Annotated in this window: 18 protein-coding genes; 4 read left to right on the top strand and 14 right to left on the bottom strand. The window is 68.3% G+C overall.

Features of this window, described 5'->3' with window-relative positions; translation table 11 throughout:
• Positions 1 to 6: 6 nt before the first annotated feature.
• From ACFTS5_RS27185 to ACFTS5_RS27195, 3 genes are all read right to left on the bottom strand, one after another.
• Positions 7 to 384, bottom strand: a complete 378-nt coding sequence (locus tag ACFTS5_RS27185) for a DUF779 domain-containing protein (protein ID WP_378636257.1) — start codon at positions 382 to 384, stop codon at positions 7 to 9.
• On the bottom strand, positions 384 to 1901 hold the full coding sequence (gene adh / locus ACFTS5_RS27190) for an aldehyde dehydrogenase (protein ID WP_378636258.1): 1518 nt from the start codon (positions 1899 to 1901) through the stop codon (positions 384 to 386). The genes ACFTS5_RS27185 and adh overlap by 1 nt, the downstream gene beginning before the upstream one ends.
• A gap of 87 nt (positions 1902 to 1988) precedes the next feature.
• Positions 1989 to 3191 (bottom strand): transcriptional regulator, encoded by a 1203-nt coding sequence (locus tag ACFTS5_RS27195; RefSeq protein WP_378636261.1) that lies wholly within the window; start codon positions 3189 to 3191, stop codon positions 1989 to 1991.
• 192 nt (positions 3192 to 3383) lie between these two features.
• On the opposite strand from ACFTS5_RS27195, the gene ACFTS5_RS27200 reads away from it, so the two are divergent.
• Together ACFTS5_RS27200 and ACFTS5_RS27205 are read left to right on the top strand one after the other, a co-directional pair.
• Positions 3384 to 3656 carry a type II toxin-antitoxin system Phd/YefM family antitoxin gene (locus ACFTS5_RS27200; protein ID WP_378636263.1) on the top strand — a complete coding sequence of 91 codons (273 nt, stop codon included), beginning with the start codon at positions 3384 to 3386 and terminating at the stop codon, positions 3654 to 3656.
• On the top strand, positions 3653 to 4057 hold the full coding sequence (locus ACFTS5_RS27205; RefSeq protein ID WP_378636266.1) for a type II toxin-antitoxin system VapC family toxin: 405 nt from the start codon (positions 3653 to 3655) through the stop codon (positions 4055 to 4057). Before ACFTS5_RS27200 ends, ACFTS5_RS27205 begins: the two co-directional genes overlap by 4 nt.
• A 24-nt stretch (positions 4058 to 4081) precedes the next feature.
• Here the strand turns inward: ACFTS5_RS27205 and ACFTS5_RS27210 are convergent, their stop codons facing one another.
• From ACFTS5_RS27210 to ACFTS5_RS27250, 9 genes are all read right to left on the bottom strand, one after another.
• Entirely contained in the window at positions 4082 to 4867 is a 786-nt protein-coding gene (locus ACFTS5_RS27210) for a helix-turn-helix domain-containing protein (RefSeq protein WP_378636268.1), read from the bottom strand.
• Between the two features lie 70 nt (positions 4868 to 4937).
• Positions 4938 to 6644, bottom strand: coding sequence for a dipeptide ABC transporter ATP-binding protein (locus ACFTS5_RS27215; protein WP_378636271.1), 1707 nt, complete (start codon positions 6642 to 6644; stop codon positions 4938 to 4940).
• Complete coding sequence (locus ACFTS5_RS27220; protein ID WP_378636273.1) at positions 6641 to 7507, bottom strand: ABC transporter permease; 867 nt, start codon at positions 7505 to 7507, stop codon at positions 6641 to 6643. The genes ACFTS5_RS27215 and ACFTS5_RS27220 overlap by 4 nt, the downstream gene beginning before the upstream one ends.
• On the bottom strand, positions 7504 to 8508 hold the full coding sequence (locus tag ACFTS5_RS27225) for an ABC transporter permease (RefSeq protein ID WP_378636276.1): 1005 nt from the start codon (positions 8506 to 8508) through the stop codon (positions 7504 to 7506). Before ACFTS5_RS27225 ends, ACFTS5_RS27220 begins: the two co-directional genes overlap by 4 nt.
• A 6-nt stretch (positions 8509 to 8514) precedes the next feature.
• Positions 8515 to 10152, bottom strand: coding sequence for an ABC transporter substrate-binding protein (locus ACFTS5_RS27230; RefSeq protein ID WP_378636357.1), 1638 nt, complete (start codon positions 10150 to 10152; stop codon positions 8515 to 8517).
• Entirely contained in the window at positions 10152 to 12149 is a 1998-nt protein-coding gene (locus ACFTS5_RS27235; protein WP_378636279.1) for an acetyl/propionyl/methylcrotonyl-CoA carboxylase subunit alpha, read from the bottom strand. The genes ACFTS5_RS27230 and ACFTS5_RS27235 overlap by 1 nt, the downstream gene beginning before the upstream one ends.
• The gene (locus ACFTS5_RS27240) at positions 12146 to 13711 is read right to left on the bottom strand and encodes an acyl-CoA carboxylase subunit beta (RefSeq protein ID WP_378636281.1); all 1566 of its coding nucleotides are present in this window, start codon (positions 13709 to 13711) and stop codon (positions 12146 to 12148) included. Before ACFTS5_RS27240 ends, ACFTS5_RS27235 begins: the two co-directional genes overlap by 4 nt.
• Positions 13708 to 14943, bottom strand: a complete 1236-nt coding sequence (locus ACFTS5_RS27245; RefSeq protein ID WP_378636284.1) for an aminotransferase class I/II-fold pyridoxal phosphate-dependent enzyme — start codon at positions 14941 to 14943, stop codon at positions 13708 to 13710. Before ACFTS5_RS27245 ends, ACFTS5_RS27240 begins: the two co-directional genes overlap by 4 nt.
• 5 nt (positions 14944 to 14948) lie before the next feature.
• Positions 14949 to 16160, bottom strand: coding sequence for an MFS transporter (locus ACFTS5_RS27250; RefSeq protein ID WP_378636359.1), 1212 nt, complete (start codon positions 16158 to 16160; stop codon positions 14949 to 14951).
• Positions 16161 to 16425: 265 nt separating this feature from the next.
• Between ACFTS5_RS27250 and ACFTS5_RS27255 the strand changes: the two genes are divergently transcribed.
• The gene (locus ACFTS5_RS27255; protein WP_378636286.1) at positions 16426 to 18477 is read left to right on the top strand and encodes a thioredoxin domain-containing protein; all 2052 of its coding nucleotides are present in this window, start codon (positions 16426 to 16428) and stop codon (positions 18475 to 18477) included.
• Positions 18478 to 18489: 12 nt separating this feature from the next.
• On the opposite strand, the gene ACFTS5_RS27260 is transcribed toward ACFTS5_RS27255, so the two are convergent.
• Both ACFTS5_RS27260 and ACFTS5_RS27265 read right to left on the bottom strand, forming a co-directional pair.
• Entirely contained in the window at positions 18490 to 19971 is a 1482-nt protein-coding gene (locus ACFTS5_RS27260) for an adenylate/guanylate cyclase domain-containing protein (RefSeq protein ID WP_378636289.1), read from the bottom strand.
• Between the two features lie 115 nt (positions 19972 to 20086).
• A complete protein-coding gene (locus ACFTS5_RS27265) occupies positions 20087 to 20752 on the bottom strand; it encodes a hemolysin III family protein (protein WP_378636292.1) in 666 nt (221 codons plus the stop codon).
• Positions 20753 to 21000: 248 nt separating this feature from the next.
• On the opposite strand from ACFTS5_RS27265, the gene ACFTS5_RS27270 reads away from it, so the two are divergent.
• On the top strand, positions 21001 to 21780 hold the full coding sequence (locus ACFTS5_RS27270) for an isoprenyl transferase (RefSeq protein WP_378636294.1): 780 nt from the start codon (positions 21001 to 21003) through the stop codon (positions 21778 to 21780).
• Positions 21781 to 21791 lie beyond the last annotated feature (11 nt).

Genomic DNA, 21791 nt, shown 5'->3' on the forward strand with positions numbered 1-21791 from the left:
TTCAGATCACCCGGTTCGCGGCGGCGCAGATTCGAGCGCGGCCGCTTCCTCGTCGGTGAACAGGCGTGAGCGGATCAGGAACCGCACGCCCTCGGGAGCCTCGAGCGAGAATCCGCCGCCGCGGCCCGGCACCACGTCGACGGTGAGGTGGGTGTGTTTCCAGTACTCGAATTGGTCGGCGCTCATCCAGAACGGGGTGTCGCCCGGCAGGTACCCGAGCAGCACGTCCGAACCGCCCACCCGGAATTCCCCACGCGGGTAACACATCGGCGAGCTGCCATCGCAGCACCCGCCGGACTGGTGGAACATGACCGGGCCGTGCTGCCCGGTCAAGTCCCGCAGCAACGCCGCCGCCTGTTCGGTGAGGTCGACGCGCTGCACCATCAGAAGAAGCCGAGCTTCGTCGCCGAGTAGCTGACCAGGATGTTCTTGGTCTGCTGGTAGTGATCGAGCATCATCTTGTGGTTCTCGCGCCCGATGCCGGACTTCTTGTAGCCGCCGAACGCCGCGTGCGCGGGGTAGGCGTGGTAGCAGTTGGTCCAGACCCGGCCCGCCTTGATGCCGCGGCCGAGGCGGTAGGCGGTGTTCATATCGCGCGTCCACACGCCGGCGCCGAGACCGTAGAGGGTGTCGTTGGCGATCGACAGTGCCTCCTCGGTGGTGTCGAAGGTGGTGACCGCGACGACGGGGCCGAAGATCTCCTCCTGGAACACGCGCATGTCGTTGCTGCCCTTGAAGATCGTCGGCTCGATGTAGAAGCCGTCGGACAGCCCGTCGACGCTGCGGACCGCGCCGCCGGTGAGTACCTCGGCGCCCTCCTTCTTGCCGATGTCGATGTAGGACAGGATCTTCTCGAACTGATCGTTGCTGGCCTGGGCGCCGATCATGGTCGCCTCGTCGAGCGGGTTGCCGCTGATGATCGCCTTGGTGCGTTCGACGCAGCGGGCCATGAACTCGTCGTAGATCGACGAGGCGATCAGCGCGCGCGACGGACAGGTGCACACCTCGCCCTGGTTGAGGGCGAACATGACGAACCCCTCGATCGCCTTGTCCAGGTAGTCGTCGTCGGCGGCCATCACATCGGGCAGGAAGATGTTGGGGCTCTTGCCGCCCAGCTCGAGGGTGACCGGAATGATGTTCTCGCTGGCGTACTGCATGATCAGCCGGCCGGTGGTGGTCTCGCCGGTGAACGCGACCTTCGCCACGCGCGGGCTCGAGGCCAGCGGCTTGCCCGCTTCGACGCCGAAACCGTTGACCACGTTGAGAACTCCCGGCGGCAGCAGATCCGCGACGAGTTCGACGACCTTCATGATCGAGGCCGGGGTCTGCTCGGCGGGCTTGAGCACCACCGCGTTTCCGGCGGCCAGCGCGGGCGCCAGCTTCCAGGTGGCCATCAGGATCGGGAAGTTCCACGGAATGATCTGCGCGACAACGCCGAGCGGCTCGTGGAAGTGGTAGGCGATGGTGTCCTTGTCGACTTCGCTGATGCCCCCTTCCTGCGCGCGCAGCACTCCGGCGAAGTAGCGGAAGTGGTCGACCGCGAGGGGGAGGTCGGCGGCCAGGGTTTCGCGGACCGGCTTGCCGTTGTCCCAGGTCTCGGCGACGGCGAGGGCCTCGAGGTTGGCCTCGATCCGGTCGGCGATCTTGTTGAGGATGTTGGCGCGCTCGGCGGCCGAGGTCTCACCCCAGGCGGGGGCGGCGCGGTGGGCGGCGTCGAGCGCCAGTTCCACATCGGCGGCGCTCGAGCGGGCGATCTCGCAGAACGGCTGCCCGTCCACCGGCGAGGTGTTCTCGAAATAGCGGCCTTCGACCGGCGGAATCCACTTGCCGTCGATGAAATTGTCGTATCGCGGCGCGTAGCTAACGACGCTGCCCTCGGTGCCCGGCTTGGCGTAGATCATGTGCGGTGGCTCCTCGCTGATTCCGGTGAATCGTGACGCCCATCACTATCCCTGTTCAGGGTTGATGAAACGTTGAAGCCGGACCGATCAGGCGCGAAGGGCGCTGTGCAAGCGTGCGGTGGCGACGGCGCGGCGCGCGTCGCGGGCGGGGAGCAGAGCGAGGGCGTGTTCGTGGACGGCGATGTCGTCGGGGGCGGAGTCGCCGTATGCCAGCGCGTGATTCGCGTCCGGGCTGTTCAGAACCGCGTTACGCATGGCGACTTCGAGGTAGTCGCGCCATTCGCTGATGCCCGGTGTATCCGAATCGGGAAGCAGCGGGCCGTGATACAGGCGAACGGCCGTGTCCAGGTCGCCTCGTTCGATGGCGCGCAGCACGTCGACGGCGTCGCAGGACAGGGGAGTGGTGAAGCGGTAGACGCGACTGGTGATGTCGCCGCCGGTGGCGCGGCGCAGGTACGACATCTCCGATTTGAGCGTGCTCGCGCCGACCGCGCGATCACCGTAGACGGCGTAGTGCAGGCGCTCGTGGCTGTAGCCGTCGTCGTCGAGGGCGAGCAGGGTCAGGATCTCGAGATGGCGTGGCCGCAACCGGATCTGCTGACCGTCACGCATCAACCGGCCGGTGCCCAGGCAGGTCAGCCGCATCCCGGCGGGCGCGGGCACGGCGGCGTGCAACTTCGATTCGATGGCGCTGGTCATGGTGCGCACGGTGGCCATGGCCAGCGGATGTGAGCGTTTCCAGGTGGTCGACAGGTCGAGCACGCCGAGCAGGGTTCCGTCGGCGGCGCGGATCGGCGCGCAATAACAGACCCAGCCGTGCAGGGCCGCGACGAGATGCTCGGCCGAGAACACGGTGTGCGGTTGGTCGGTGCGCAACGCCAACGACAGGGCGTTGGTCCCCATGTGGGCCTCGTCCCATCGGCCACCCGGCGCGAAGTTCACCTGCTCGGCCCGCCTGCGCATCACGGGTCCGCCATACGTCCACAGAATCGTCCCCGAAGCATCGGTGACCGCCGCGACGTAGCCCGCGTCATCGGCGACACTGTGCAACTGCTCTTTCAGCTCGGTCACCGGCCCCCGCAGCGGCGACTCCGCCCACCGTGGCCCGATATCGGTCTCACTGACCGGCGCGTGATCGCGCCCCGGATCGACGGTCCGCAACGAGCGCGACCAGGACTGCGCCACCTCGGTGCGTACTCCCGCCCCCGAGACTCCCACCCCACCCGGTACCCACATCGCCCACTCCCGCTCCAGCGCAGCCCGCTGCGCGGAAAGCGTGAGCTGCACCATCGACGGGACTTCCTATTCGACCGACCGAAACGAGATTTCATCCATCATGCCCCACCTACGCTCGCTGAACAGCCCTTTCGTCAGTCCGAGACGGTCGCCACCGGCCTTGATCCGAGCGGTCAGGAGGGCTCCATTTCCAGTCCCTGCCCGCAAGCTGTAGTCCGGTGTAGCACGCAGGGCTACACTTTGGGCATGAGGCAAATCAGCCAGCGCGAGCTACGGAACAATTCTGCGGCGATCATGGACGCGGTTGAGGCCGGCGAGATTATTCGGGTCACGCGAAACGGCGTCGAGATCGCGGAGGTTCGGCCGGTGAACCGCCGACGGCGGCGCAGCGCCGCCGAGTTGGTCGCGCGCCATCGCGCACTACCGCGCGTGGACTATGCGTCGATGCGCCGGGAAGTAGATGAATTCTTCGGCTCGGAGGATCGGATCGGCGACAACGACCCGTGGGGTGGGCGATGAGCGGTCGTCACCCGGTAGGCGTGCTCGATACCTGCACCTATCTCGATCTCGGTGTGCTCGACCCTCAGAAATTGCCCGAAACACCGGAAATCACAGCGATCACCCTGGCGGAGCTGAACCAAGGCGTTGCTATGGCGAAGAATCCGGTCTCGCGTGCGGAACGTTCCGAGCAGCTCGGCGCCGCGATCGTCGAGTTCGATCCACTGCCGTTCGACGAGGCGGCCGCGACACGCTACGGAACCCTGGTCGCCTTGACGATCGCCGCCAACCGTGACCCGCGTCCGCGGCGAATGGATCTACTCATCGCCGCGATCGCCTCCGCGAATGATCTGCCGCTCTACACGCGCAACTCGGCTGATTTCAAGGGCTTGGAGTCGATGCTCGAGATCATTGCGCTCTGACGCGAACGCGGACGGCCGATCTGCTCACCCGCGCTGGACGGCCCTGGTGCCGAGGTCGAAGTGGATGCCTGCTCCGAGCATCGTGGTGGCGGGCAGGCCGATCATGGCGCGGAAGGATTCGCTGAAATGGGAGGGGGTGGCGAAGCCCGCGTCGATGGCGGAGCGGGTGAGGTCGTGGCCGTTGACGGCGTTGGCGATCGCGGTGACCATGCGGTTCCAGCGTTGATAGCCGCGGAACGTGGTGCCGCAGTGCTGGGTGAACAGATGCAGGAAATGGCCGGTGGACAGGCCGAGGTTCGCGGCGATCTGGTCGGCGCGCAGCGCGTTGGCGGGCTGGTCGCGGATCGCGGCGGCGAGCCTGGCGATGCGCGCGTCCGTGCCGAGGGCCGGGCCCGCGATGGCGCGGTTGTAGAGCAGATCCGGGTCGACGCCGGGTTGGCCACACAGCTCGACGAGTTCGCGCTCGCGGCGGTGGCTGAGACCGAAAGTACCTGCCGCGGAAGTCATCTCGTCGGCAATCATGGTCGCGGGCGCACTCGACGGGTCGATGAACAACACCAGGATCCACCCCTGCGTGGCAACCACGCGGTGGGCGGTGCGGGCAGGCGCGAAGGAACTACCCGTGCGAATCAGACCGCGGGTGGTGTGCACGATCAGCGGTCCGTCCAGGCCCACGGTGAGCATCGCGACCGGCGGCGAGTGCGTATCGGGCCGCAGATCCGGCCCGATGTACCCGATGTGGCCCGGCCGTGCCCACGCGGTCGGTATCCGCGCGGAACCGCGGACCTTCGAACGGGTATCGACGCTCACCCGTACCAGGGTATCGACGTGTCGCCGGGTGCGCCGCGACCGGGGATTCGGGTCGGCGCCTCTGCGGTGGTCATCGGCGATCGGCGGCCTCGGGGAGGCGGGGGACCGAGGCGACGAGTTGGCGGGTGTATTCGTGCTGGGGTGAGCGCAGGACGGAATCCGCTTCGCCGGATTCGACGATCCTGCCGTCTTTCATGACCAGGACGCGGTCGGCGAGGTGGTGCACGACGCCGAGGTCGTGGGAGATGAGCAGAAGGGCGGTGCCGAACTCGGATCGGAGTTCGGCGAGGAGGTCGAGGATCTGAGCTTGCACGGAGACGTCGAGGGCGGACAGCGGCTCGTCGGCGACCAGGAGGGCGGGGTTGGGGGCGAGGGCGCGGGCGATGGCTACGCGCTGGCGTTGGCCGCCGGAGAGGGTGCGGGGGTGGCGGGCGAGCAGGTCGCGGGCGAGGCCGACCGCGTCGAGGATTTCGCGGACGCGCCGGGTGCGGGCTTTGCCCCGCAGATCGACGGTGTCGAGGCTTTCGCCGATGACGCGCTCCACGGTGTAGCGGGGGTCGAAGGAGCTGAGGGGGTCCTGGGCGATCAGTTGCGCCGCGCCACGCAATGGGCGTAATGCCTTGTCGGAGAGCTCACTCCATGGTTCGCCGTCGACGACCACCCGTCCGGACGACGGTGTGACGAGCCGCAGCGCGAGGCGGGCCGTGGTGGTTTTGCCCGAACCCGATTCGCCGACGATGCCCAGAGTCTCGCCGCCGAACAGGTCGAAGTCGACATTGTCGACCACGGTGCGGGCGGCCGATCCGGAGCCGTAGGTCTTGCGCAGGTTGCGGACCGAGAGCACGACCCGGGTGTTGTCCACCGAGCGCGGTGGCGACTGCTCGCGGAGTTCGGCGCGAACCAGCGGCTCCGATCGCGACGATGCCGGAGCCGGCGATGAAATCGGCGGATCGGTGGGCTGGCGTGGTTCGGCGAGCTGGTCGGAAACCGTCAGCTTCGAACCGCGCGAGGCGGCGGACGGAACGGCCGCGAGCAGCTTCTTCGTGTACGGGTGCTCCGGACGGGTCAGCACGTCGCGCGTGCTGCCCTCCTCGACGACCTCCCCGTCGCGCATCACCAGCACCCGGTCCGCCACCTCGGCGACCACTGCCAGGTCGTGGCTGATCAGGAGCAGTGCCGTGCCGTCGGCCTTGCGGGCGCGAAGGAGTTCCAGAATCTGTTGCTGGACAGTCACATCGAGTGCGGTGGTCGGCTCGTCGGCGACGATGAGCCGAGGATCGCCGGCGAGCGCCGTCGCGATCAACACACGCTGACGCAACCCGCCGGACAGCTCATGGGGATACTGACGCAGGCGCAGTTCGGGTTCGGGGACGCCGACATCGGTGAGCAGTCGCACGCTGCGGGCGGTGAGCGCCTGCCCGCGCAGGTCGGTCAGCGCGCGTTGCGCTTCGGCGAGCTGGCTACCGATCGAGTACAGCGGGTCGAGGGAGACCAACGCGTCCTGGAGGACGAATCCGATGTCGCTGCCCCGGATTCGCCGCCACTGCCGATCGCGATGGCCGCGCGCGTCCTGCCCGAAGAGTTCGAGACGGTCGGCGCGCACCCCCGCGCCCGGACCGGCCAGGCCGACCAGCGCGCGTGCCGTCACCGATTTGCCCGACCCGGATTCACCGACCAGGGCGACGGCCTGGCCCGGCTCGATCCGCAGATCGATGCCGTGCACCACCTCCTTGCCCGCGAACCCGACTCGCAGATTCTCGACCGCGATCAGACTCATACCGATGGCCTTCCGTCGTAGTGCCGCTGCCAGTGCCGACCGAGCGAGCTCACCGCGATGACCGTGGCGGTCACCGCCACGCCGGGCAGCACCGCGATCCACCAGGCATTGCGCAGATAGTTGCGTCCCTCGGCCAGCATCGCGCCCCATTCCGGTTCCGGCGGTTGCGGGCCCATCCCGAGAAAGCTCAGACCGGCCGCGCCGAGAATGGCGGTGCCGAGACCGATGGTGGCCAGGATCGGGACCTGCGCGACCGCGTGCGGCAGGACGTGCCGCCGCACCAGCGTTGCCCTGGTGAGCCCGAAAGTCCTCGCCTGTTCGACATACCCGGACTCCTGCACGACGAGGGTCTGCGCGCGCACCACCCGGGCGAACCGGGGGATCGAGGCGATGCCGAGCGCGAAGATCAGGTTCGTGGTGCCGGGGCCGGTGAACGCGATCAGGACCAGCGCGAGCAGCAGATCGGGGAACGCCGAGACCACGTCGAGGAACCGGGTGATCAGCTCGTCGAGCGGACCGCGCGCCAACCCGGACAGCAAACCCAGCGCCGTGCCCGCGACCACCGCGATCGCGACAGCGGTGATGCCGATGAGCAGCGAGTAGCGCGCGCCGTGGATGACCCGGGTGAGAACGTCGCGGCCCAGGTGGTCGGTGCCGAACCAGTGCTGCGCACTCGGCGGCAGCTGGGCGGCAAGGGGATCGGCGGCGAGCGGGTCGGCACCGGTCAGCAGGGCCGGGGCGACCACCGCGATCGCGACCAGCCCCACCGTCAGCGCTGCCACCGCTACGCCCGGCGCTACAGCGAAACCCTGTGCGCGTAGACCGAGTCGACCGGCCGCGCGCGGCGTCGCGGTGACAGTCATCGTTTCCCTCCATTGCGTGAGTCGCGGCGCAGACGCGGGTCGAGCCACAGGTAGAGCAGATCGACCAGCGTGCTGATCACGACGTAGACGAAGGCGGAGAGGATCGCGACCGCGAGCACCACGGGAAGGTCCTGCGCCAGTACAGCGTCGACGGTCACCCGTCCGAGTCCGGGTCGTCCGAAGACCTCTTCGATGATCACCGCCCCGCCGAGCAATCCGCCGACCAGCCAGCCGGTCAGCGTCACCGCGGGCAGGGCCGCGTGCCGCAGACCGTGTCGCAGCCGCAACACACTCTCGCTCACCGACCACGACCGCACCGTCACCGCGAACGGTTCGTCCAGCGCCCGCTCCAGCCCGTCGCGCAGCACCTGGGAGATCACCGCGCCCAGCGACAGACCGAGGGCGAGTGCGGGCAGAACCAAGGCCGGCAGCCCCTTGTTCGCCGCCACCGGAAAGATCTTCAGCTGGAAGCTGAACACCGACAGCAACACGATGCCGAGCCAGAAGGAGGGCGTCGAGACAAGAGCCAGTTCCACCGCATTCGCGATGGCGCGTGATCGCCGCCGCTGCGCCGTGCTCGTCGCGACGACGACCGCGAACACCAGCGCCACCACCAACGCGGCACCGGTCAGCGCCAAGGTGGGACCGGCCTGCGAGCCGATGACTTCCGATACCGGCCGCTGCAACACGTAGGAACGCCCGAAATCCCCGTGCGCCACATTCCACAGGTAGCGGGCGTACTGGACAACGGCCGGGCTGTCGAGTCCCCATTCGGCACGGATGGCCGCCTCGACCTCCGGGGTGCGCTGCTGTTCGCCGAGCAACACGTCGACCGTGTCGCCCGGCGCCAGCCGCACACCGAGGAACGACAGCGTGGTCGCGCCCCAGAGCACGCCGAGACCCGTGATCACCCGCAGCGCGATCCGTGTGGCTGTGCCGGCGCGAGCCTCGCTGTCCACTGTGGTGGTCACGACCTCCGGTGCGATCGCTTCCGTCGTCATCGGTGGCTATCCACGATCGACCCAGATGTCGTACGCGTTCTCCGCGAGCTGCTTGTACGGACGGTATCCCGCGCCGTACACGTGGGCTCCCGTCGCGATCTGGTTCTCGGGAATGTAGAGCGGCAGCCCGTAGGCCTTGTCGACGATCGCGAAGCGCTGCAATTGCGCGTACTGCTTCGCCCGCTCGGCGGAGTCGGTGGTCGAGGCGGCGGCCCGCAGCCAGGTGGACAGTTCGGGATCGGTGGCGCGGCTGTAGTTCAGGGTGCCCAGCGGCGTCGGCGGGTACCAGTGGTTCTCGATGTCGATGCCGCCGGTGATGGTGTCGGAGTTGGCGATCGACCCGAAGGCGTTCTTCTTGCGGAGCTCGCTGTAGGTGCCGAGGTCGACGTAGGACAGCTTCAGATCGATGCCCGCGTTCTGCTTGGCCTGTGCCTGCACCGCCTGCAACAGCACCTCACGCTGGTCGCGCACCGTCGACTGGGCCTGCACCAGTTCGACGGTCAGCCGCTGGCCGTCCTTGGTCCGGAACCCTTCGGAATCCTTTGCCGTCCAGCCCGCTTCGTCGAGCAGCCGGTTCGAGGCGGCTTTGTCGGCGCCGTAGGTGCCCTCGATGCTCTTGTCGTAGAACAGGGTGTCGACGCTGGAGGCGATGCCCCAGCCTCGGGTGCGCTCACCGCGATAGATCGACTGCAGCACCGCGTTCACGTCGACGGAGTTGTTGAGCGCCTTGCGGACTCGTTGATCGGTGGCCGGGCCGAAGGTCGCGTTCCAGTACAGCGTGTACGGGCTGCCGTTGTTCAGCCCGGTCGTATAGGTGAAGTCGGGGTTGTCCCGGAACAGCGAGGCGTCGTTGCCGGAGACGCCTTCGATGAGGTCGACCTGACCGGAGGTGAGCGCGCCGGTGCGCACCGACGACTCGGGCAGGAAACGGTAGGTCACCTCGTCGAGGTAGGCCGGACCCTGATGCTTGGCGCTCTGTGGCGCCCAGTTGTAGTCGGGGTTCTTGCGGAAGTGCAGTTCCTGACCCTTCACGTAGCGGTCGAGGATGAACGGACCGGTACCGGCGATCTCCGGCCCACCGGCCTTGAGCTGCGGCTTGTCCCACGCGGCCGAGGAGATGATGGGGAAACCGGCGGCGAAGTCGAGGAACGGCGCGTACGGGTCCTTCAGGGTGAACACCACGGTGCGCTCGTCGCGGGCGGTGACCGCGGCCAGATGTGACAGCGGCCCGGCGGACCAGCCGCCGGAATAGGACACGTCCTGCATCGTGGTGAAGTTGCGGGCCACGGCGGTCGCGGTGAGCGGATTGCCGTCGGTGAACTTCACGCCCTCGCGCAGGGGGAAGGTATAGGTGAGCCCGTCGGGCGAGATCTCGTGGCCGGTGGCCAGCCACGAGACGAAACCGCCCTCGGTGGTGCGCGCGAGGAGCGACTCGAAGACGTTGCGCAACATCAGGTGCGTATTGCTCTGCCCGTTGAGGTGCGGGTTCAACGTCGTCGGTTCGGTCTCCACCCCCCACGTCAACGAGCCGCCGCTGACCGGTTGCGCCGATTCGCGTGCCGCGGTGTCCGTTCCACCGCACGCGGTCGCCAGCACGGCCACCGCCGATACCAGAGCTGTGGCAAGTAGTCGCCGATGTCGCATCACAGCGCGGCGCCCCTCTCTTCGATGAGAAACAATGATTGAGCTGTGGTGACCACGGCGCCTTCGGCCGCGGTCACGGTGACGATCCCCGCATGGGTGGCGGTCAGTTCGTGTTCGAGCTTCATGGCCTCGACCACGCCGAGCAGCTGTCCCTTCTCGACCGGGTTGCCCGATTCGACGTGGAGCTGCACGAGGGTGCCCGGCATGGGCGATCGGATCTCGGGATCCGTCGCGGTCGTGCCGAGCGAGCGGTATTCGGCGTAGCGCACCTGCCGGGAAACCCCGGCTACCTGGCAGATCCAGCCCTCGCCTACGCGTTGTACGACGCAGGGGGTCGAGCCGACTGTGATCGTGTCGCGGTCGGTTCGTCGAGCGGTGACGCCCACCTCGGTCGTGCGCCGGGTGGTGGCGCTGCGGCCGGTGGTCTGCACAGCGGGGCTGCTCGGGTCGGCGGTGTTGTCGGCGCGCACGAGCACCGCGTCGCCCTCGTAGCCGCCGACTCGCACCGTCACCGCGCGCCCGTCGACCGACAGGTCGAGACCGCCGAGGTCGCGATCGGTGGGATCGAGCCAGGACCGATCACCGCCGGGCGCGCCGGTCGACCAGGGTGTCGCGCGGTCGGGGGCGGTGAGCGCCGCGGCCACCGCGAGGGCGCTGAGCTCGTCGGGATCGCCGAACTCGGCGACCGGATCGATCCGGTCCAGATAGGCGGTGTCGTGCTCGGCCGCCGCGACGATCGGGGCGGCCAGGACACGTGAGACGAAGCCGAGGTTGGTCGAAATGCCCTGCCAGCGAAGGTCTTCGCAGGCCAGACGGGCGGCGGCGAGCGCGTCGTCGCGGGTGGCGCCGGTGGCGACGAGTTTGGCGATCATCGGATCGAACCCGCCGGTGACATCGAGGTGGCGGGCGAAGGCGCGTTCGACGCGAACATCCGGCCAGTGGGTGACCTCGAGCTCGCCCGGGCACGGCAGGAACGACCGGAAGGGGTCCTCGGCGTACATCCGCACCTGCACCGAAGCGCCCGAGTACCCGATAGCCGCCTGGTCGGCGGGCAGCGGTTCGCCCGCGGCGACCAGCAATTGCCACTCCACCAGGTCCAGGCCGGTGATCTCCTCGGTGACGGTGTGCTCCACCTGCAGCCGGGTGTTCATCTCGATGAAGAAGAACTCGTCCCCGACCAGCAGGAACTCGAAAGTGCCCGCGCCCACGTACTGCAAAGCCTTCGTGCCCTGGACCGCGGCGGCGAACATGGCCGCGCGCACCGCGGCGGGAATCCGCGGGGCAGGCGCTTCCTCGATCACCTTCTGATGCCGCCGTTGCAGCGAGCAGTCGCGATCGAAAAGGTGGACAGCGTGGCCGAATTCGTCGCCGAAGACCTGTACCTCGATGTGACGTGCGCGCTCGACGTACCGTTCCAGGTGCAGTCGGCCGTCGGCGAAAGCCGCTGTCGCGGTGCGGGAAGCAGACGCCAGCGCCTCGCGCAGTCCGGCGGCCGCGCGCACCACCGACATGCCCTTGCCGCCACCACCGCCCGCCGGCTTGACGATCAGCGGGTACCCGATGTCGGCCGCCGCGCCCACCAGGGCATCGAGATCCTCGCTCGCCCGCACGGTGCCGGGCAGCACGGGCACACCCGCCTCGGCCATGATCTGGCGCGCGGAGGACTTGTCGGCCATCGTCTCGATCACCCGCGAACTCGGGCCGACGAACACCAATCCGGCCGCACGGACCGCCCGCGCGAAATCGGCGTTCTCGGACAGGAATCCGTATCCGGGATGTACTGCGTCGCAACCGGTTTCGGTGGCGGCGTGCACCAGTGCGCCGATATCGAGATACCCCTCGGGCAGCGTGACGGTCGACACCGCCGCCGCGTGATAGGTGAGCGACCGGTCCGCCGCCACGCTCACCGTCACGTACTCGATGCCGAGGCGATCGCAGGTACGGGCGATCCGGGCGGCGATCTCGCCCCGGTTCGCGATGAGTAGTCGAGAGATCACAGCCGGAACACCCCGAAGTTCGAACCCGCGGGCTGCGGCCGGTCCCAGCGCTCGTGCGCCAGCGACAGGCAGCGCGCCAGCCACGAGCGGGTGTCCTCCGGTTCGACCACGGCGTCGATCCACATGCGGGCCGCGATGTAGGTCGGCAGCGATTGGCGCTCGAAGCTGTCGATGATCGGCTGCTTGATGGCGGCTTCCTCGGCGGCGCTGAGCTCCTTGCCCTCGCGGCGCAGCCGGTCACGCTTGAGGATCGCCATCACCGCCGCGGCCTGCTCGCCACCGACCCCGGTGGAGCGGGCATTCGGCCACATCGCCATGAACTGGCCGCCCATCGACCGCCCCGACATCGCGAAATTGGCGGCGCCGAAACTGCCGCCGATCACCAGCGAGATCTTCGGCACCGTGGCGCACGAGACCGCGTTCACCATCTTCGCGCCGTGTTTGGCGATCCCGGCCCGTTCGTACTCCTCGCCGACCATGAACCCACTCACGTTGTGCACGAACAACAGTGGGATGCGGCGCTGTTCGCAGATCTGGATGAAGTTGGTGGCCTTGAGCGCGCTGTCGGGGAAGATCACGCCCTGATTGGCGATGATCCCGACCTCGTAACCCGCGATCCGGGCGGTCGCGCACACGATCGTGATGCCGTAGTCCTTGCGGTATTCGACCCACGAGCCCGCATCGACCACGCAGCGCAGAATCGCGCGGACGTCCATCTCCTTCTTGGTGGTCGCCGGAATCAGATCCGGGAGCCGCGCCGGATCGTCGGCGGGCTCGAGCACTTCGAATGCCGGCGGATGCACGCGGTCACCGGGGGTACGGGACACGATGTCGCGCACCATCGCCAGCGCTTCCAGTTCGTTCGCCGCGAGATGATCGGCCACCGCGGTTTCGCGGACGTGCAGATCGGCGCCGCCGAGAGTCTGCGCGTCGACCACCACGCCCGTGGCGGCCTCCACCAGCTGCGGCCCGCCGAGGAAGACGGTGCTCAGATCCTTGACCATCACGGTCTCGTCGCTCATCGCCGGGATGTAGGCGCCACCCGCCGTGCAGATGCCGAGCACGGCCGAGATCTGCGGCAAGCCGAGGGCCGACATCTCCGCGATATTGCGGAACATCTTTCCGAGGTGCTCCTCGTCGGGGAAGATCTCCTCCTGCAACGGCAGGTAGATGCCGCCCGAGTCCGCCAGATACACGCACGGCAGCCGGTACTCCCTGGCCAGTTTCTGCCCGCGCAGGTGCTTCTTGATCGTGAGCGGATAGAAGGTTCCGCCCTTCACGTGCGGGTCGTTGGCGAACACCATGCACGGCCTGCCGTGGATGGTGCCGATGCCGACGATCAGCGCGGCCGCGGGCAGATCGGTGTCGTAGACCTCGTGCGCGGCGAGGCGACCGATCTCCAGGAACGGCGTCCCCGGATCCAGGATGCGGTTGACCCGTTCGCGCACCGGAAGTTTCGCGTCGCCTGGGCGCCGGCGCGGCGCCACGATCTCGGCGGTGTGGTCACGCAGCAGAGCGCGTTGGGCTTCGAATCCGAGGGTGTTCTCGATGACGGCGGTCATGCTGGTAGTTCCTCCCGGTCCTGATGCGCGGCGAGACTCGAGCTCAGGGTGTCGGCGAAGCGGCGGATCGTGTCGGGGTCGAGGTCGGCCCGCAGCATCAGGCGCAGGCCCGCGCTGCCGCGGCGGATGATCGGGAAGAACACCGGCGAGGTGTAGAAACCGGCGTCGAGCATGTCCCTGGCCACGGCGACGGTGACGTCCTCCTGGCCGATGCTCACGAATCTGATCGGCAGGCCGTCACCGGCGAGGTCGGTGTCGACCAGCGAGTCGAACAGGCGGACCCGCTCCTGGAGCGCGACCTGGAGCCGGTCGACGGTGCCGTCGTCGTGGAGGTCGCAGGCGGCGATGATCGCGCCGAGTCCGGCGGTGTTGACGCGCTGCGACCACATCAGCGGGCCGCTCGTGCGCAACAGGGTGGGTGTGCGGGACGCGTCGCCCGCCGCGCCGAAGAAGATCACGCCACCGCTGGCGCCGAAACCCTTGTTGAGCGAGGCGATCACGAGGGTCCGTTCGCGCCAGCCCTCGTAGGCTCCGAGAACGTATCCGCGGCCGTGGCTACCCAATGTCGAAATGCCGTGCGCCTCATCGAAATACAGGAACAAGCCGTAGCGATCCTGGAGCCGGTGCAGCTCGGCCAGTGGTGCGCCACCGCCGGTGCTGTAGACCCCGTCCGCCACGTAGGCCACGTGGGAATGCTTGCGGCACAACTCTTCCAAGGCGGCGATGTCGTTGTGCTCGATCGTGACCAACTCGGTCTCGTCGGCGACCAGCGGCTTCATCGCGTTCAGGCAGAAGTGTGCGTTCTTGTCGAAGACCACCAGCGGCGGGTGCCCGTCGGTGAGCTCACCGGAGGCGAGCAGCGGCAAGGTCGCCCACGCGGCGGCCGCGCACGACGACACGGTGACCGCCTGCGCGTCGAAGGTCCGGGAGAGCCGCTGTTCGGCCTCCTCCAGCAGACCGAGCCGGATGCGCATCCGGGAAATAGAAGAATTGATCGTCGCGGTTTCGTCGAGCCCGCGATGGGCGCCCTCGATGATTCGTGGATCGCTGTCCAAACCGAGATAGGAATAGGACGAGAAGTTGACGATCGTTCGACCGTCGCGGGAATGGACAATTCCCTCGCGCATATCATCGGCGATGATGTCGACCAGTCCGTGCGTGGTGCTGTCGTCCCAGAATGTGTTGCTCAGTTGCAACTGCCTGCGGATATTTGCGAATTGGTTTCTGGCCATTCCGTTCATTCCTTTGTTGGCGAGGGTGCGTCAGTTTTCTCGGGCGCCGCGACGACGAGTACGTTCACCGCGGCGAGCAGGGTGATGGCGATGGACCAGGCGAGGAGCCCGGACAGGGTGGGGCCTGCCAGCGAGGCGATGCCCGCTAGGCCCTGCTGCACCAGCGCGCACCACGAGACGGCGATGGCGGCGCCGGTGGCGAGGTGGCTGACAGCGTGCGCGGCGCTGTTGGGGAACAGCGTCGCCTGGCCGAAGGTCGTGGTGACGTACCCGGCGAGGAAGACCGGCAGCGCGATCGCCCGGGGCAGATCGACGGCCCACACGACGGTGACGAGCACGCAGCCCGCGAGCATGATCGCGGCGCCCTGCCGCATCATGGCGTGCGCTCCCACCTGTCGCACACGCCGGCGGACGTAGGTCGCGCCGCCGAGGTAGGCGGCACCGTAGAAGACGCCGAACAGGCCGAACACCCACGGTGAGAGCGCGAATCGGTCGGTGAAGATGAACGCGGACTTCTGCTGGATCATCACGATGACGGCGAATCCGATGCCGCCCGCTACCGCGCTGACGACGAAGATCCGGTCGGTGAACAGGCGTCTTGCTGTGCCTTTGGCTCTCGGCCCCGGTTCGCGTCGGGGCAGCGAGATGCGCAGGGCGAAGGCGACCGGCACCGCGGCCAGCACAGCCAGCACGACGAACCCGTATCGCCACCCGACCGTCGAGGTGACGATGCCGCCGATCACCTGCCCGCCACCGAGCGCGACGACGAACGCCATCGACAGCAGCGCGAGCTGGCGCGCGAGCTCCGCGCCGGTGAACAGATCCTTGATCATCATCCGGCCGACCACCGCGATCCCGCCCGCCCCGATCGCCTGGACCACGCGCAGCCCGAGCAACTCGGGCGCGTTGGTGATCAGCGCGAGGCCCGCGCTGGCGAGGACGAAGCACAGCCCGGCCGCGACGAAGGCCGGTACCCGGCCGAACCGTTCCGCCGCTCTGCCCCAGGCGACGACCGGGAGCGCGGCGAACACCACGAACACGGCCACCGACAGCTGCAGGACGCTGTCGCCGGCGCCGATGTCGGCGCCCAGCGCCGGCATGCTCGGCAGGTAGATGGTGGTCGCCATTTGGGCGACCGCGACCGCGACACATGCCGTTGTGACAACTGCTCGGCGTGTTGCCGCGGAAGCCGGAATTTCGCCGGTTTCCGCTTGCACAGACAATGCACTCCCCTATGGCCGAGCGAATCACGCAGGATGCTGGATCCGAGTTCTAGGTATACGGCCAGGCGAAGCGGTCGAACACCGTTGCGATCGCGTTGATTTCAGCGGGAAAGGTTAATAATCGATGGCGGATTCGTGGCCGCGCGGTGGGCCGCGTGGGGGATGCGAAGAAATTGCCTGAGCACCGCAGGCCGGGCGAAGGGCGCGTCCACCACATGGGGCGAACCCCGCGCTCGTCGCGTATGGCAGGGTGGAACTCGTGAACCGATTGGCCGGTGCGACCTCGCCCTATCTGCGTCAACACGCCGACAACCCCGTCCACTGGCGGGAGTGGGATGCCGACGCGCTAGCCGAGGCCGCCGAGCGCAATGTGCCGATCCTGCTGTCGATCGGTTATGCGAGCTGCCACTGGTGCCATGTGATGGCCCACGAGTCCTTCGAGGACCTCGCCACGGCCGAGCAGATGAACGCCGACTTCGTCTGCGTGAAGGTGGACCGGGAGGAGCGTCCCGATCTGGACGCGGTGTACATGAACGCCACCGTGGCCATGACCGGGCAGGGCGGCTGGCCCATGACGTGCTTTCTCACCCCCGACGGCGCACCGTTCTACTGCGGTACCTACTACCCGAAGCAGCCGCGCGGCGGCATGCCGTCGTTCACGCAGTTGCTCAGCGCGGTGACCGAGACCTGGCGCAACCGGCGCGACGATGTGGACAAGGCCGCGCGGCAGGTGACCGATGCGCTCCAGGCGCAGGCATCGGGTCTGCCCGACGCCGAATTCGCCATTGCCCCTGATCTTCTCGACAAGGCCGTGCCCGCCGTCGTCGCCGACGAGGACGCGACGCACGGTGGATTCGGTGGGGCGCCGAAGTTTCCGCCGTCGGCGTTGCTGGAAGGGCTGCTGCGGCACTGGGAGCGGACCGGCGACCAGTCGGTGTTCGACGTGGTCGAGCGCACGGCCGAGGCGATGGCGCGTGGCGGGATCTACGACCAGTTGCGCGGCGGGTTCGCGCGCTACTCGGTCGACGCCGGGTGGCTCGTGCCGCACTTCGAGAAGATGCTCTACGACAATGCCCTGCTGCTGCGCGCCTACGCCCATCTCGCGCGTCGCGCGCCCGTGACCCCGCTGGAGTCGTTGCCGCACAGGGTGACCCGGGAGACGGTCGAATTCCTGCTCGGTGATCTCGGCACGGCGCAGGGCGGTTTCGCCTCCGCGCTCGACGCCGACACCCACCTCGAACCGGACGGGCCCGGCGTCGAAGGCGCGACCTATGTGTGGACGCCGGCCGAGCTGATCGGCGAACTCGGCCCGCTCGACGGCATGTGGGCCGCCGACGCTTTCGGCGTCAGCACCGGCGGCAATTTCGAACAGGGCACCTCGGTGCTCACCCGCCACAGCGATCCCGTCGACGCCGAGCAGTCGTCACGTTTCGATCGACTGCGCGCCCAGTTGTTCGAGGCTCGTACCCGGCGCCCACAGCCCGCCCGTGACGACAAAGTGGTCACCGCCTGGAACGGCATGACCATCACCGCACTCGCGGAAGCCGGTGCGGCACTGGAAGAACCGTCGTGGATCGCCGCTGCCGTGCGATGCGCCCGCTACCTGCTCGACGTCCACCTCGTCGACGGCCGACTGCGCCGCGCCTCCCTCGACGGTGTCGCGGGCACCCCGCCCGGCGTCCTCGAGGACTACGCCTGGTTCGTCACCGGCCTGCTCGCCCTCTACCAGGCCACCGGCGAACCCGACTGGCTCGCCGCCGCACAGCTGCTGCTGGACAACACGATCGACCACTTCGCCGACCCCGAACGCCCCGGCAGCTGGTTCGACACCGCCGACGACGCCGAAACCCTGGTCGCCCGCCCCCGCGACCCCGTCGACGGCGCCACCCCGTCCGGCGCTTCCGCGTTGGCCGAGGCGCTCCTCACTGCCTCGGCGGTCGCCGACCCCGACCGTGCCATCCGCTATCGCGAACTCGCCGACCAGACCCTCGCCCTCGGCGCGATCCTGCTGGCCCGCGCACCACGCACCGCGGGCAACTGGCTCTCCGTCGCCGAAGCATCGGTCCGCGGCCCGTACCAGGTGGCCATCGCGGCCACCGAGAAGTCTTCCACGGCAATGGAACTCCTGGCCGCTGCCCGTGCCTGCGCCCCTGGCGGCTCGATCGTCCTCGCGGCCCCGCCGAACACCGCACCTCTTCTGAACGACCGCCCCCTCGTCAACGGCGCCCCCGCCGCCTATGTCTGCCGTGGCTCGGTCTGCGACCTCCCGGTCACCGATCCCGCCGCGCTGACGGCTTCGCTGCGGCGGTAACGGACCCGGGTCTCACTTTCTCGGTGAGATGTCTGTCCAGGTCCGGGTCCGGCCGGGGATACCGCGCAGCCGTAAGTCCTTGTAGCGCTTCCACTTGGCTCGTTCGGCCGGGGTCGCGGCCTGCCAGATCGCATCGCTGACCAACACCCGCCGCGGTGCTTCCTTCGCCACTGTCGTGAGGCGGGCCGCTTCGTTGACCGCGTCGCCGATGACGGTGAATTCGAGGCGGGTGTCGGCGCCGACGTCGCCGGCGAAGACCTGGCCACGGGCGACGCCGATGCCGACGTCGAGCTCGCCGGTGGCCACTACTTCGTCGCGGATGCGGCGGGCGGCGCGCAGGGCAGGGGTGGCGTTGTCCTGGAGTGCGGACGGCGCGCCGAAGATGCACAGCGCGGCGTCGCCGGCGAACTTGTTCACCAGGCCGCCGTTGTCCTCGGTGGCCGCTACGACGGTGGCGAGCAGCCGGTTGAGTTTGTGGACGAAATCCTCGGGGGCCATTTCGGCGGAGAGCTGCACCGAGCCGGTGACGTCGACGAACAGCGCCGAGACGATGCGCACATCGCCGGTGAGGTCGGAGCTGCCCGACAGGGCGCGTTCGGCCACCGTGGATCCGACGTGCCTGCCGAAGACGTCCTCGGTGTGCATCTGGTCGCGCAGGGTGGCGGCGAGTTCGTTGACCGAGTGTTCGAGGCGGCCGATCTCGCTCGCGCTGCTGACGGGCACCCGCACATCGAGTTCGCCGCGGGTGATCCGGTCCAGCGCCCGGTACATCGTGCGCATCGGCGTGGCCACCGAGCGCGCGAGCAGCGCGGTGGCCAGGGCGCCCACCCCGAGCGCGACGATGGAGAACAACCACGCCGCACGCACCCGGTCGGATGCCGGTGTGGTCGTGTCACTGAGGACGACGATGATGATCAGCCCCGGCAGCGCACTGGATACCGCCCAGGTGACGAGCACCCGCACCAGCACGGTCGAGCTGGGATGCACCGTCGGCCCGAGCACCGCGGTGATGATCGGCACGGCCGGGCGGATCAGGCGGTCCAGGATCAGGTAGATCGCGCCCGCCGCCTCCAGCCCGCCGAGCGTGAATCCGGCCAGCAGCACGGTGATGTTGTGATAGTCGGTGAACCGGTCGACCAGCCACACGGTCAACGCGACGCCCGGTGTCCACAGGATGATCGCGCGCAGGGTGATCGCGGCGGGCAGCCGGATCAGGACCCGCGCTTCCTCCGGCGTCGGTTTGCGGTTGTCGTCGAGCCAGCGCATATATCGGCGCCGGTCGTAGAGCGCGATCCCGATCCCGAGGGAGAAGGCGAGCACCGGGTAGATCAGGATCAGTACCGCCGCGTCACTCCAGTCGTCGCCGATCCGGGTGAACACGCCACCCGCCCAGCTGACCAGGAAGATGGCCGCGACCCCGACCATGTTGGCGGTGATGACCACCAGCGCGAGTCCCCAGTAGGACTGCAGCGCCCACCGGACCAGCCGGTTCACCGCGCACGCCCGAGCCCGGCGCCCGAGGACGCCCGGGCATCACGTGCTGCGCTGACGGGTGACACAACTACCGAGCATAGAAGGCGCGCGGGTAGCGGCCACGCGCACGCGCCGTTCAGCCGAGCACGACCAGCCAGATCGCGATGTAGTGACACAGTGCCGCGACCACCGTCGCGGCGTGGAAGAACTCGTGGTGCCCGAAGTCGGGCCAGGGGTTGGGCCACTTGGTCGCGTAGAGAACAGCCCCCACGCTGTAGATCACGCCACCGACCGCGAGCAGCACCAGCGGCGCCACTCCGACGTTGTGCAGCAGCTCGGGGACCACCGGCACGATCGCCCACCCGAGCAACAGGTACAGCGGCACCCCCACCCACGCGGGCGCGGTAGGCCACAGCAACTTCAACGCGACCCCGGCGACGGCCCCCGCCCACACCACGGCCAGCAGGATCTGCCCGGTCCGCCCGGGCAACCCGAGCAGCGCGAACGGCGTGTAACTGCCGGCGATGAACAGGAAGATCATCGAATGGTCGGCCCGCTTCATCCGCACCCGCGTCCGCACGCTGGCCCAGGTGACCCGGTGATACACCGCGCTCACCCCGAACAGCGCGCACACCGAGATCCCGTAGAGCAGCGTCGACCACCCCGCGGTCAACGACGTGAGGAACCCGAACACCACGAGCACCGTCACCGCGACAGCGGCGACGCCGACCGCCCACGTATGGATCCAGCCACGAAAACGGGGCTTGATCACCGTGGCGATCTCAGTCAGGACATCGTCCACGTAACCTCCCGAGCCGGAACCTACGGTACCGTAGGTTGTGCCCCAACCGTACGTCAAACGCCCATCTCGACACCACAAACGTGCCCCTGGCCACACAAAACCCGACCGGCTGATCTCGGGAGGACATGGGTAACTTCCCGGCCACCCCGAAACCCGGCCTTGCCCGTGCCGCCGGCCCGGGACGGATCTCACCCCCTACTCACGACCGGCAAAATACTCGGGGAGGCGGGCAAGCGTAGGGTGCGGGCGTGGAGTTTCTTGGTCGGGTGCGTGGATTGCCGTACCGCATCTACGAAGCCAGGCTGTCGCAGCAGCTGGCAGACAAGCAGCACCCTCGCCACGTCGCCGTCATGTGCGACGGCAATCGACGCTGGGCGCGTGAGAACGGGTTCACCGATGTGAGCCACGGCCATCGCGTCGGCGCCCTGAAGATCGCCGAGCTCGTCGGCTGGTGTTCCGATCAGGGCATCGAGATGGTCACCGTCTACCTGCTCTCCACCGAGAATCTGCGCCGCGACCCCGACGAGCTCGAGACCCTGTTCGAGGTCATCACCGATGTCGTCGAGGAACTGTCCGCCCCGGAGCAGAACTGGAGTGTGCGGATCGTCGGGTCGCTCGAGGGTTTCCCCGAGTTGATCGCCAAGCGGCTGCGGGTGGCCGCCGAGCGAACGAGCGGGCGCGACGGCGTGCACGTGAATGTCGCGGTGGGTTACGGCGGCCGTCAGGAGATCACCGACGCGGTGCGGTCGCTGGTGCGCCAGGAGATCGCCTCGGGCGAGTCGGGTGAGGATCTGGTGCAGTCGATTACGGTCGACGCGATCGGCCAGCATCTCTACACCTCCGGTCAGCCCGACCCGGACCTGGTGATCAGAACCTCTGGTGAGCAGCGACTTTCGGGGTTCCTGTTGTGGCAGAGCGCCTATTCGGAGATCTGGTTCACCGAGGCGTATTGGCCGGAATTCCGGCGTGTCGACTTCCTGCGCGCACTAAGGGATTACGCCGCGCGCCACCGCCGTTTCGGCGTGTGATGTCGTAACCG

This window comes from Nocardia sp. NPDC056952, from assembly GCF_042674185.1.
Taxonomy (GTDB): Bacteria; Actinomycetota; Actinomycetes; order Mycobacteriales; family Mycobacteriaceae; genus Nocardia.